At 36.2% G+C, this 13,281-nt stretch carries 13 protein-coding genes; 5 read left to right on the plus strand and 8 right to left on the minus strand.

Annotated elements, in window-relative coordinates; all coding sequences use genetic code 11:
• Positions 1-84 precede the first annotated feature (84 nt).
• The 5 genes from F598_RS15695 to rnr form a co-directional block, all read right to left on the minus strand.
• Positions 85-441 (minus strand): SdpI family protein, encoded by a 357-nt coding sequence (locus F598_RS15695; protein WP_083925432.1) that lies wholly within the window; start codon positions 439-441, stop codon positions 85-87.
• A gap of 73 nt (positions 442-514) precedes the next feature.
• Positions 515-1,126 carry a GNAT family N-acetyltransferase gene (locus F598_RS0101880; protein WP_019037319.1) on the minus strand — a complete coding sequence of 204 codons (612 nt, stop codon included), beginning with the start codon at positions 1,124-1,126 and terminating at the stop codon, positions 515-517.
• A gap of 110 nt (positions 1,127-1,236) precedes the next feature.
• Entirely contained in the window at positions 1,237-1,986 is a 750-nt protein-coding gene (locus F598_RS0101885) for a DUF1835 domain-containing protein (RefSeq protein WP_019037320.1), read from the minus strand.
• Between the two features lie 159 nt (positions 1,987-2,145).
• A complete protein-coding gene (locus F598_RS0101890) occupies positions 2,146-3,492 on the minus strand; it encodes a hypothetical protein (protein ID WP_019037321.1) in 1,347 nt (448 codons plus the stop codon).
• Positions 3,493-4,394: 902 nt separating this feature from the next.
• Positions 4,395-6,620 carry a ribonuclease R gene (gene rnr, locus F598_RS0101900; RefSeq protein ID WP_019037323.1) on the minus strand — a complete coding sequence of 742 codons (2,226 nt, stop codon included), beginning with the start codon at positions 6,618-6,620 and terminating at the stop codon, positions 4,395-4,397.
• Between the two features lie 186 nt (positions 6,621-6,806).
• Here rnr and F598_RS15225 point away from each other — a divergent pair, with 186 nt between their 5' ends.
• The 5 genes from F598_RS15225 (at position 6,807) to F598_RS0101925 (ending at position 10,005) form a co-directional block, all read left to right on the plus strand.
• Entirely contained in the window at positions 6,807-6,965 is a 159-nt protein-coding gene (locus F598_RS15225; protein WP_019037324.1) for a hypothetical protein, read from the plus strand.
• Positions 6,966-7,030: 65 nt separating this feature from the next.
• The gene (locus F598_RS0101910) at positions 7,031-7,270 is read left to right on the plus strand and encodes a hypothetical protein (RefSeq protein WP_019037325.1); all 240 of its coding nucleotides are present in this window, start codon (positions 7,031-7,033) and stop codon (positions 7,268-7,270) included.
• A gap of 951 nt (positions 7,271-8,221) precedes the next feature.
• Positions 8,222-8,653 carry a ribose 5-phosphate isomerase B gene (gene rpiB, locus F598_RS0101915; RefSeq protein WP_019037326.1) on the plus strand — a complete coding sequence of 144 codons (432 nt, stop codon included), beginning with the start codon at positions 8,222-8,224 and terminating at the stop codon, positions 8,651-8,653.
• Positions 8,654-8,668: 15 nt separating this feature from the next.
• Positions 8,669-9,556: a cation diffusion facilitator family transporter gene (locus tag F598_RS0101920; protein WP_019037327.1), complete on the plus strand. Its 888-nt coding sequence runs from the start codon at positions 8,669-8,671 to the stop codon at positions 9,554-9,556.
• Positions 9,556-10,005, plus strand: coding sequence for a GNAT family N-acetyltransferase (locus tag F598_RS0101925; RefSeq protein ID WP_026302459.1), 450 nt, complete (start codon positions 9,556-9,558; stop codon positions 10,003-10,005). The genes F598_RS0101920 and F598_RS0101925 overlap by 1 nt, the downstream gene beginning before the upstream one ends.
• Here F598_RS0101925 and F598_RS0101930 read toward each other — a convergent pair.
• From F598_RS0101930 to F598_RS0101940, 3 genes are all read right to left on the minus strand, one after another.
• A complete protein-coding gene (locus F598_RS0101930) occupies positions 10,002-11,624 on the minus strand; it encodes a S41 family peptidase (protein ID WP_019037329.1) in 1,623 nt (540 codons plus the stop codon). The genes F598_RS0101925 and F598_RS0101930 overlap by 4 nt on opposite strands.
• Positions 11,621-11,977: a ribonuclease P protein component gene (gene rnpA, locus F598_RS0101935; RefSeq protein ID WP_019037330.1), complete on the minus strand. Its 357-nt coding sequence runs from the start codon at positions 11,975-11,977 to the stop codon at positions 11,621-11,623. Before rnpA ends, F598_RS0101930 begins: the two co-directional genes overlap by 4 nt.
• 64 nt (positions 11,978-12,041) lie before the next feature.
• Complete coding sequence (locus F598_RS0101940) at positions 12,042-13,223, minus strand: phosphoglycerate kinase (protein WP_019037331.1); 1,182 nt, start codon at positions 13,221-13,223, stop codon at positions 12,042-12,044.
• Positions 13,224-13,281: the final 58 nt, after the last annotated feature.

Consider the following 13,281-nt stretch of genomic DNA (forward strand, 5'->3'; position numbering starts at 1 on the left):
TAAGACAAATTGAATTTTTTCAGTTATATATTTTCAGCTTTGTAAGCTAAATGCTAAAGCTTTATTATAAGTTTTAAGAGGGCTTTACTCATCATCTAGCCTGGATTTCAGTTGCCGCTCTGTCTTGTAGATACTAAAAAAGGCCCAGGACAGCGTACTTCCTAAAACAATGCCTAAACTTAACAGGATCTGCTTTTCTTCGATGATGAACCCTAATAAAGCGCTTAGTAATGGGATGCTGGAATAGGTAATCATATTCATAGCCACAAGTTGCTGAGCTAGATCCCAGTGTTTCTGATTTTTCATAGAGCGCCGGGTCCTGTAGCCATAAAAACAATTGATGTGTTTAGGCGGGTATTTTTTTAAATAATATCCAGCGATTAAACCCAATAGTCCCGTGACCACACAAGAAAGGAAAATTAAAACATTAAAGGTGAGCATTGGTGATGATCTGCGGTTTGTTGATCAACAACACGGTTTTATCTGTTGAGTAGATGAGTTTCAGGGTTTATGCTTAAGTTTTGCCATCCTTTTCAAAATCAGATTTCAGTAAGGAATAAATTTCACTATCCAGATACTCGCCATTATAAAAATAATTCTCTCGAAAATAAGCTTCTTTTTGAAATCCCATCCTCAACAAGAGTCCGCGGGAATTCTCATTGGCAGGGTTGATGTTGGCCTCTAAACTATGCAGATAAAGATCTTTAAACCCAAAATTGAACACAGACCGCATCGCTTCTTTCATCAAGCCCTGTTTCCAAAACTCTGGCTTCAAGGTATAGCCAATCTCTGCTCTGTCGTTTTTGTGGTCGAGGTTGAAAAATGCAAAATCACCGATAAAGGTCCCGGTGGATTTCTCTATAAGAGCCCAGAGGATACCCGTCTTCTCCTGATACTTTTTTAATTTTTCTGAAATAAATGCTTCCGACTGTTGAACCCTTTGGTGCCGTTCCTGGTCCATATACAGCATCACCCGTTCGTCAGAACGAATGCTCTGGACGTCTTGGGCGTCTGATAACTTTAACTGTCTTAAAAGCAATCTCTGACTTTCTAATGCTGGGGATTCATCAAAGTAGTGGTTATTGAGTCTCTGGTTTTCACAATGGGTCAGTTTTTTCTTTTGCATTTCCTCTTTTTAAAAAAAGTTCAAAGCATCCATTAGAGAAATCTGTGAGCCTAGAATAATAATGTCTAAAATTAATGAAGAAAAGAGTTGTTTTTTACCTCAGTTCTTTGTTAGCTGTTGTTTTTTATTTCATCAAAGAGTCTTTTTACCTGTAAATCACCAAAACCATAAATACTTTCACGTTTGTTGAATTCTTTAAATACAGCTCCAAACGAATCTGTTCCTAAAACATTCATTATGTCTAATAAAGTTGCTGTAGGTCGTCCTGGACTATTTTCATTGGGAATTCTATCAATGTGAGCCTCAACAGCGTTCTGAATGAAAGGATATTTTAGCCCTAACTTTTTAGCTACCTCGACCATTTCCTCAATATCATTATTCTGATATAAATTCCACAGACTTGCTATTCCATCCAATTCATTAATTTGAGCCTTTTGCTTATAAGCGTTGATTAACTCCAATTCGTTTAGTCCACCAAACCCATATTGCGTATGGATTACTGGTCTTATTAGGAAAACTTTATTAGGTTTTAAATAATTAACTATCAGCTTAACGGTAAACCAAAAATTCACTTGGCAAAATAGGTCATCTTCGAACCACAGGTTAATTTCCGCTTTATTAGGTAAATTTTGAATCTTCTCAAATTCAGAAACAGAATCCGCATAATAATCCTCTATTGAATAGTCTCCATAAACTTTGGAAATAAACGTTGCACGTTTCTTAAATAAATCTTCTAAAGTATCACTACTTACATCTCCATCAACCAAGCATTCACGGGCAACAATTATCTCTCCGTCAATTTCATTAGGAAAACTCTCTTTCAGGGAATCTCCATTTAGAATGTGATATACATTTTTCATTGGTCTCATTTTTAATAACCGCTAACGGTTCTCTAGTATGGCCAGTAGCGAGCAAATACTAGCTTAATTTTCAGTTTATCTTTTAACTTTCTAAATTTACCAAAACTTTGGGTTTAGCACATAAAAGCTATTGGCTATAATAGATGTTGTGTGGAGTTTTTATTTATCATAATAGATATGAGTGCTATAAAAATGGTTAAAGTCTCGTATTGAGTCTTTTTCCTTTGGAATATAACCTATTTGAATATGATTTGAACCCTTTTTTAATTTAGAAAGCTCTATTGGAATCATTTGATAGAGTGAATCAATTTCATTACTAATTTTAATTTCCCCATTTACAATGGCTAAGATTTGCATTATGTCTTCTTTTTCGTGTCTCAAAGGCTTAAAGGGAATTAATAATTTTTTATCATATTCAAATGCCTTTGAATAGATTACAGCGTAATCTGACTCTGTATTCTTAGTAAAATGCAATATTTCATTTTTATTATTGCTATTATCTGGATTCGCTATCCAAGGATCTTTATTAATTTCACTTTCATAATAATTTATCCAGAATTTTAAGTCTGAATCAATTTTGAATGATTTAATGAAGTTTTCAGAAATCTTTCTGTAAACATCATTTTTAGGATATGATGTTATAATTTGATATGTACGATCATTGTTAGGAATAAATACATCAACACTTTCTTTTGATTCTGTACTGTCTATTGAAGTAATTTTTAAAGCTTTAAGACCATCAATCAATAATGAATCAATTTTAATTACATTAATATTTGATTCATTATTAGGGTTTTCATAGTCATTAGCATTTGTACTGTACACATAGTCATAAATTGTAATGATTTCAAGTCGAATGTTATTTTGAGAAGTATACAAAGAGGAATTGATCATGTCTGGATATAAATGAAATTCATGAGTTGGCAACGATGAAAAAAATACTTCAGCACCATCAAAACTCAATTCTTCATTTTGATTTCTTTTTGCAACTTGATTTAAAGAATCAATTTTATATTCCCAATAAATTTGACTTTCTCTATCTAAGTTATGTTTAGTTTCTTTATCGTAATTTGATTGAAGTAGATTTACAACAGATAGTAAAGAGTCTCTTGCATATTTAGCTTCTGAAAATGAAAGACCTTTTTTAAGTATTAAATTATTCAAAGCATTCGTTCCATAATCTGTAATATGAGCGTGATAATGTTCATGAACTAACAAATCATCAGATTCAAGGATTCCAAAATCAACCCATGATTGATATCTATCAAAAATGGTTTCTGCGTAGATTGAGTCTTTTATTTTCTTGATTTTAATTGTTGTTGCTATTGATGCATTATAATCACTTAAAAGATCAGGTACTCCAAAAAAATCTTTGAAAGTAAGAGATCCAACATCATTTAATACGATATATCGCTCAGCGTGTTCAGATTCATTCTTGGTTATTATTGTTATTACTACTAATACTGTCAAAAGTATTGAAGATAAAACAACTTTTGGTTTGATCATACGGACTTTGATTTTGATAGTAATCTTAATGAATAATGAAAAATTGTACCAAGGACAAATACGAATATGATATTAATTAAAATCAAATGAGTAAAGTCCGCTAAAAACCAATATCCTGTATAGTTTAGAACTAAAAATTGAAATAAAGTGGTTAATAGAACAAGAAGAATGTTTGTTAAAAATCTATTTTTGAAAGACATTTTTTTCGCAGACATTAAAGAATTTCTCGACGTATAGATTCCTAAAACATAAATTAAACTTATTATTAAGTAGTTAATTAAGGGCTTAATTTTCACGCCAATACCGTAAGCTAAAATTCCAAATAGTAAAATTGACAGTGTGATTATAAAGCTACCATTAATTACATCTATAAAAGCACCAACTTTTTTTATTTTTTTTAGGTTCATAAAAACCATTATATAATCTTTCAATTTTTTGTCAATTATTCAAGATGCCAATGTTTTTTATAAAATTACACACAACTAGTTATATGTTTATAAAAATACACCTTTATTGGAAACAGTTACGGGATAAACGCATGTTTTTATAAAGTTTATCCCGTGAATACGATATACTTAAAGTTATTTCATCCCCTTCAGACCTCATCTTCACTCAGATGGATCTTAAAGATAACGAAGGCCTTAAGCAATGTATCGCTCATGATAAAAGCTAACTAAGGCAGATTCAAACTAAAAAAAGCCATCTATAAAAGTGGTGGCTTCAATACATGGCTTTGTAGTTCATATTTAGATATAGTTTAGAAACTCGACCTTAGAAGGAATAGCATATGAAGTCCATTCAAAATCACTTATAAGTCAATAGCCTAGATTTCTCGACTGCGCCTGTGTTTGTCATCAGGCTGGCTCGAAATGACAAAGCTGAAGGTTATGAACTAATTTGATTTACTCCTTATCGATCTCCACCTCATCTACGGCGCCCAGCAATTCAAAATCGATGGTACGTTTCACTAAGTCGGCTTTCTTCACCCGAACGTACACCTCGTCGCCGAGCTGATACATTTTCTTGGTGCGACGACCGATGACGGCATAATGCTCCTCGTTAAAGTCGTAGTGGTCGTCTGGGATGTCTTTGAGGCGGGTCATACCTTCGCACTTGTTCTCGATGATCTCGATAAAAATACCAAAGTCGGTCACCCCGGAAATAACGCCTTTAAATTCGGTTTCGGAATGCTCTTGGATGTACTTCACTTGCATGTACTTGATGGAATCCCGCTCGGCATTGGTGGCCAGTTTTTCCATCTCGCTAGAATGCTTGCATTTGTCTTCGTATTCGGTTTCGCTAGCACTGGGTTTGTTATCCAGATAGCGCTGTAATAGGCGGTGAGCCATCACATCGGGATAACGTCGTATCGGCGAGGTAAAGTGGGAATAATAATCGAACGCCAGTCCATAGTGCCCAATGTTTTCGGTAGAATAGTAGGCCTTACTCATGGTACGTATGGTGAGGGTATCGACCAGGTTTTGTTCCTTTTTGCCCGACACATCTTCCAACAAATTGTTAAGGGCGTTGGCCAGGTTTTTTCGGTTTTGGATGTTGATGTTATAGCCAAATTTAGAAATAACAGTATTCAAAGCTTCCAGTCGGTCGTCTTTAGGTTCGTCGTGACAACGGTACACAAAGGTTTTGGGTGGCTTGCGTTTACCGATAAACTCAGAGACTTTTCTATTGGCCAGCAGCATAAATTCTTCGATGAGTTTATTGGCATCCTTGCTGGACTTCACGTAAACGCCCTGCGGATTGTTATCTTCATCCAAGTGGAATTTTACTTCCACCTTATCAAAAGAAATAGCCCCTTTTTGCATCCGCTTTTTACGCATGGTTTTGGCCAGGGTATTCAAAGTGGTCACCGCTTCCAGAATCTCTGGCTGGACGTCGTAAGCTTTTTTGGTCAAAGAGAGCTCTGCAGGAATGTGTTTATCTTCAGAATCGATGAGGTACTGTGCTTCTTCGTAAGCAAATCTTGCATCAGAATAGGTCACGGTACGTCCAAACCATTCACTTTTGACCTTACCGTCTTTAGTAATTTCGAACAAGGCCGAAAAGGTATATTTTTCTTCATTCGGACGCAGGGAACAGGCGCCGTTGGATAAAATTTCTGGCAACATCGGTACCACACGGTCTACCAGGTAGATGGAAGTGGCTCGGTTGTAGGCCTCGTCATCCAGAACAGTACCTGGTTGCAGATAGTGAGACACATCGGCAATGTGAATACCTATTTCGTAATTGCCATTGTCCATTGTTTTGAAGCTCAAGGCATCGTCAAAATCTTTGGCGTCGGCAGGATCTATGGTAAAAGTTAGCGTATCTCTTAGATCACGTCGTTTCTTGATTTCAGAGGGATGAATTTTAGTATCTATATTATTGGCAAATTCTTCCACCTCGGGTGGGAACTGCTCTGGCAGACCGTAGCCAGCCAGAATCGCATGCATCTCGGTATTGTGTTCGCCAGGAACGCCAAGCACCTCAGTAATTTCTCCTTTAGGCGAATCGTCCTTGTCTTTCCACTGTAAAATTCGAACTTTTACCAACAAGCCATCTTCGGCATCGTGCATTTTGTCGTTTGGCACAAAAATATCGGTGTACATCTTGGAATTGGCAACTACCACAAAGCCAAACTTTTCCTGCTTGTGTAAAACCCCAACAAAGTCGGTTTTATTTCGGGTTAAAATCGATACGACTTCACCTTCAGATTTTGCTTTCTCGCGCTTTTTGAAAACGTAAATTTTCACTTCGTCGCCATCTAAAGCGTGGTTGAGGTTTTTATTGGAAATATAAATGTCATTCTCCAGATCTTCCACGATCACATAGGCATCACCTCTGGAGGTCATGTCGATGATCCCGGTATGGAAATCCTCTAAAGCGTCAAATTGAAATTTCTTATCGTCCACTTGTTTTAATTGGCCTTTGGCTGTGAGCTGACCCAAAAGACGAATTACCTTATTTCTGGTTTTGGTGTCTTCAATCTTCAGCTTATCTAAAATAACTTTAAAGTCGAAGCTCTTTTCTGGCTGACTTTTAAAAATGTTTAATATTTTTTTTGATAATCCTCCATCCTGACCAGGCGAAGAGTGGAAAGGCTTTTTACCTTTTTTCTTTTTCTTACTCATACATATGTAAATAACATTTGCTAATGTAGTACAATAAAGACGGATAAAAAGATTCTTAAACTAAATCTTTGTTAAGTCTAGAACTGTGACAGTTAACCATTTAATGATGTTAAAGTTTCAATTTCTTTGCTTTAAATATTTACATATTGTTAAATAATACCTAAATTTGATTCCTAACTAATCTTAATGTCAAAAACAACCAAAATATACATCATCTTCCTTCTCATTTTTTTGGTTGGATTTGCAGGGATTTATCTCTACATTAAATTATTTTTGAATCAACAACTCACTACTACCAGCCAGGAGTTGAAAGAGCCTGTAGGGGCTTTGCTCGGTTTCCTTTAATTAAAACATAAACTATTTCCTCAGCTTAAGGTGTTTAAAATTAATTACTTAATTTTAAAATAAAAATGAACGATTTTATTAAGCTTGCTGTATTTACCTATCCTCACGAATACACCGTGCTTAAATTGCTTTTGGAAAAAGAAGATATTCGTTTTTTCTTTCAAAATGAAACCGTCATTGGGGTGATTCCCTTTTATTCTAATGCTTTGGGTGGAATTTTCTTAAAAGTACATCCTGAGGATTTCGAAGCGGCTAAAAGCATCCTGGAAGATTATAATTTTGAAAATCACCTGAGGATCGTTTAAAGACAGTTCTTTTATTTTTTCTACCCATTGCGCTTTTTGAAAAATTCTGTCAATTCGAGTGAATTTCACAATTGAAATGAGGGAAATTTGTATCGAGAATAAGAATTTTTAGATGTGAATGGGTTCTCGACCTGTCGGATGGCTGGTACAATTTTGTATCAAAAAATCACCCGCCTGAATGACTTCGTTGGGCAGTCTCGAACTGACATTATGATATCTATTTCAATTCAAAATGCACATGGGAATTTTCAATTCTTTTTGATAGATATTTTAGATCTGAAATTAGTTTCGTTTTCCACTTATCCACAATCTATAATACTATTCTTCTTTTTTTTTAAAATTTAAAATTAATAATGATGATGATTATTGTGCGTTAATAACTGGAAAACTTTTACCTCATCTATTTTGATTTTTCAAATTTTGACTTTATCCACATTTTTTAAGCTTTTAAAATTTCCCCAACGTTCTTATTTTCAAATGTATTTCTAAAAGTTATCCACAATTGGACATCTGCTTTTCACATGTTTTGTTGAATAAGTATTTTTGAATTTGCTGTGGAAAACTTTTAAAAGGACTTGCAAAACTTTTTTGAAATTTGCTTCCTAAAAATTTTGTTAAATAAAATCTTTACTTATCTAGTTTTTAAATTTGATAATCCAAATTTTTAGTTCCTTTTTTCTATACGAGTTTTCCACATGTTTTAAAAAGTTGAAGTCCCTAAAAGCTGATTTACTTTTGAGTTTTCCACAATTGTGGACAGCGCTTAGGTATACATGATACTATAATGAAAATCAAGGATTTACATACCATCAGTTTAGCAGTACTAGGTTCCTAATTTTAATACTAACTTTGTCTCAGTCTTTTTGTTATAGACTTAACTTTAGAAACAGAAATTCAGTCACTAATGTTCAACTTGCAAGTCTAATTTAAACCTATATAAATCCAATACCCATGACTATATCTTTAGGAAACGATCACGCAGGCCCGGCTTACAAAAACGCTATCACCGAATACCTGACCTCACAATCTTTAAAAGTGATTAACCACGGCACCGACTCTGAAGATTCTGTAGATTATCCAGATTTTGTACATCCAGTGGCAGAGGATGTTGAAAAAGGGACTTCAGACTTTGGTATCATTATATGTGGTAGTGGAAACGGAGCTAATATGACTGCTAATAAGCATCAGGGCGTGAGATCGGCCCTATGCTGGAACACAGAACTCGTGGCTTTAGCCAGACAGCATAATGATGCTAACGTATTGAGTATTCCCGCTCGATTTGTCTCTCAGGAGGAAGCTTTAGATTTTGTAAAGGTCTTTCTAGACACTGATTTTGAAGGCGGACGTCATCAAAATCGCGTGGCTAAAATCGCCTGCCAATAATTTGCTTTAAGTTTTATGCACTCACACCAAAGGTCTGAAAAGAATCTTTTTCTATCCATTATTCTTAATGTAGGCATTACCCTTGCTCAAATTATTGGTGGTTTGCTGAGTGGGAGTTTAGCTTTACTTTCCGATGCGCTTCATAACTTTACCGATGTGGTGTCTTTGGTGATCAGTTATGTGGCTTCTAAATTTGCCCATAAAAGTGCAACCTACAACAAGACGTTTGGCTACAAACGGGCAGAAATCATTGCTGCTTTTGTCAATTCTGCCAGTCTAATCATCATTGCAGTGATTCTCATCGTTGAAGCTGTGGAGCGCTTTCTGGATCCACAGGCTATCAATTCTACCTTAGTGATTTGGCTTTCTGCTTTAGCTATTGTTTTTAACGGGGCCAGTGTCCTCCTACTGCTGAAGGATAGAAAACAGAATCTCAATATTGCTTCCGCTTATTTCCACCTGCTCACCGATATGCTGGCATCTGTCGCCGTCCTTGTGGGTGGTATTCTCATGAAGTACTATGGCATCTATTGGCTGGATAGTGTATTGACTTTTGCTATTGCTCTGTATTTGATTTATGTCGGTATCCAGCTATTTAAAGGTTCATTCACCATACTGATGCAGTTTACTCCTAAGCATATTAATGTAGATGACGTTATTTCAAGAGTTAATCAAATCGATCTCGTCAAAAATATTCATCACCTCCACATCTGGCAATTGAACGAAAATGAATTGCACCTGGAAGCAGAAATTGATTTTAAGGAAGATATTTCTTTATCTACCTTTGAAGCTGTTCTGGAAGAGATTGAAGAGTTACTTCTCAACGAATTTGGAATCAACCACATTACCATTCAGCCAGAATTTAAAAAATCAGATAATAAAAACATAATTGTTCAGGACTAATGACTACACATTTCCTTTCTTTTTCAGAGCTTACACCACATCAAATTTACGATATGCTCCAACTCAGATCTGAAGTCTTTGTGGTGGAACAGGATTGTGTGTATCAGGATATCGATGGTCATGATGATAAAGCCTATCATGTGATGTTTTACGAAGAAGATCTCTTGATTGCCTACACACGTATTTTACCACCCGGGGCTTATTTTGATGAGCTGAGCATTGGGAGAGTTATCGTGAAACAAAGTCACCGTCGAAAACAATTAGGACTACAATTGATGAAATCCACCATCGATTACGCTTTAGAATTGCACCCCAATTCAGTCATCAAGATATCAGCCCAGCAGTATTTAATCAACTTTTACGAAAGCTTAGGTTTTATCATCTTCGGTGAAGGCTACCTCGAAGATGGGATTCCTCACATCGGGATGAAACTTCATACTTTAGCTTAGTTATAGCCTAAAATTCCAGTGTATTCTTTGGTATTGGATAGTACTTCTATTGCTTTTTCAATTACTTCATCTTCCATCGTATAGTAAGTGTAAACCGCTTCATCATAGCCCAGTTTTCTGATGATAGATTCGGTTATGAGCTTTTGGATAGTCTCTTTTTCCTTATTAAAAGCTTTAATTTTTTCCTGCTGAAGCTGTTCTTGCAGCTCCTGAAGTGTAGACTTTATGGATTCTAAATAATCTTCAGTATCGGCTACTTTTCTCAGCTCTGCAAGCTGCTGATCTGTAGCAGTTTCATATTTAAATCCACTTTTATTGATGTAAGCTCTAAACTCTTCCAGGATATCTTTCTTAAAATTGAAATTAGATAAATTCAGTTCAGGGTGTTGATTGACGTAATTCACACTGAAATCGAAGATGAGATTTTCCGCTTTTAATGCCTTCACATACTGATTTTCCTTTTCGATGGCTAGTTCAATGTCTGGTCTTACGCCTCCTCCATCATATACACTTCTGCCGTTTTTGGTCTTAAATTCACTGTATTCTGTCTTGTCTTTTCTGATGCTTTTACCATCCTTATAATCCAGGGCTTGGATACATCTTCCACTTGGGGTGTAATACCTGGATATGGTGATTTTAGCCTGAGTACCATAATTCAACTTCTTTGGTCGTTGAACTAAGCCTTTGCCAAAGCTTCTGCTTCCAATCACGACTCCACGATCTAAATCCTGTAAACTTCCTGACACAATTTCACTAGCAGAGGCTGAATTTTCATTGATCAATACTGCTACCGGGATTTCGGTATCGATGGCTTTATTTTGAGTGGCGTAGGTCTGGTTATATTTATCGATGGCCGATTTAGTAAAGGTAATGGTCGTTCCTTTTTCGATAAATACATTACTTACATTCACCGCTTCTGAGAGCAATCCTCCTGGATTATTTCTAAGATCTAAAATCAATTGAGTAGCTCCTTTATTTTTAAGCTCCTGTACCGCTTCAATAACTTCTGAAGATGCTGTTCTGGAAAATTGAGATAGTACAATATAACCTGTATTGTCGTCTAAAAGCCTTTGAAAAGGCACTGCTTTTTCTTTTACCACTCCTCTTTTTAGCTTTAAAGTTTCCAAGCCAGAGTTTCGCTTAAGAGTTAAGTCTATTTCTGTATTTGGCGCTCCTTTCAGTAATTCTCCAGCATCTTTATTATAATCTTTAACTTGAATATCTCCAATTTTGATGATCTCATCACCAATTTGGAGTCCCGCTTTATCTGCTGGTGAGCCTTTCACCAGGTTCTTAATGATGATAGATTCTGGTGTGGTGATGATATTTGCTCCAATTCCCGTATAAGATCCAGAATTACGGATTCTTGCATTTTGTATCTGTTGTTCATCCCAATAGACCGTATAAGGATCTAAATCCTCTAGCATGGCTTCTATGGCGGTGTTCATCAATGCAGAGGGATTCACTTCATCTACATAATTCATATTCACCTCTTTATAAAGGTTAGTAAAAATTTCAATCTGCTTGGCAATTTCAAAAAAATCATTTTTGTAGGACGTAAATCCAAAAGTCACAAACGCGACAACAACAGTTAGCAGCAATACCTTCAATCTTTTCATTTCATCTGTTTTAAAAGTGATTTTACCTTTTCATGAATCCTCGCAGAAGTCTCCTGAGTTTTCCCTATAAATATAAGCATAACCGCAAAAGTAGTCGATGAATCGTCTATTTCATGCTTGTGTAAGCGATAAGCTTCTCTCAACTGCCTTTTAATCCGAATGCGATCTACAGCCTTTCTGAAATTTCGCTTAGAAACACTTACGCCTACTTTATTATCCTCTTCCTCAATCCTGACGTAACGGATAAGCAGTGGATAAGATTTTATTGAGGACCCTTCTTCAAAAACTCGTTTAATCTGTTTTTTAGATTTGAGTTTCTCTCGTTCCGGATACGTAAATGACTTCAATTTCATGCTTGTTAACTAAAAAGCAATACCTGTAATGAAGGTATTGCTTTATCATATATAGGAGGTGTTACTACTTTAAAGCATCAATACCAGGTAGACTTTTGCCTTCTAACATTTCCAGCATGGCACCGCCACCGGTAGACACGTAGCTCACTTTGCTATCGAATCCAAATTGTTTAGCGGCAGAGACACTATCACCTCCACCCACTAATGAAAAAGCTCCCTGTTCTGTGGCCTTAGTGATCTCTTCACCCAGGGCGACCGTCCCTTTAGAAAAGGTATCCATTTCGAATACCCCAAGCGGTCCGTTCCACAGGATAATTTTTGAGCCGCCGATGACTTTGGCGAAATTCTCTCTGGATTGTGGACCAGCATCTAAGCCCATCCAACCGTCGGAGATAGCGTTGATCGGTTCAATTTTAGTCTCAGCCTCATTATCAAATTGTTGAGTCACTACACTATCTACTGGTAGATGTACTTTCACATTCTGAGCTTCAGCCTTTTTCAAAATATCCAGTGCGAGATTTTGTAGATCATCTTCCACTAAAGATTCTCCAATTTTACCCCCCTGAGCTTTAATAAACGTAAAGGCCATTCCCCCACCAATGATCAGATGATCTACTTTGGGTAGAATGTTTTCTATCACGGTAATTTTTGAGGATACTTTGGCACCCCCCAAAACTGCTGTCACAGGCTTTTCGGTAGAATTAAGAACTTTATCCAGACTTTCTATTTCTTTTTGAAGTAAGAGTCCCATGGCTTTATCCTCAAAATATTTAGCAACTACAGTAGTTGAGGCATGTGCTCTATGGGCTGTACCAAACGCATCATTCACGTAGATGTCTCCTAGTTTAGAAAGTTTTTCAGCAAAAGCATCGTCCCCTTTTTTCTCTTCAGAATAATAGCGTAGGTTTTCTAAAAGAAGAATCTCTCCGGGATGTATTTCAGAAGCCGCTGCCTCGGCATCTTTACCCACACAATCTTCAACAAATTTCACCTTGACTCCCAACACATCAGACACCGCATTGACGATGTGATTTAAAGAGTATTTTTCTTCTTTTCCTTCTGGTCTACCGAGGTGTGACATTAATACTGCACTTCCACCATCTTCCAGCACTTTAATAATGCTTGGCTTTGCACCTTCTATTCTGCTTCTATCAGCAACCTCAAAGTCCTTAGTAAGGGGGACATTAAAATCTACCCTTATCAGCGCTCTTTTATCTTTGAAGTTGTAATCGTTAATGGTTTTCATGCAATTTTCATTTTGTGAATGAATTTCAAATTTACTGAAATATTTTTTCTAGAGGGGT

Origin of the sequence: Psychroflexus tropicus DSM 15496, from assembly GCF_000378765.1 — a bacterium.
Classification (GTDB): Bacteria; Bacteroidota; Bacteroidia; order Flavobacteriales; family Flavobacteriaceae; genus Psychroflexus; species Psychroflexus tropicus.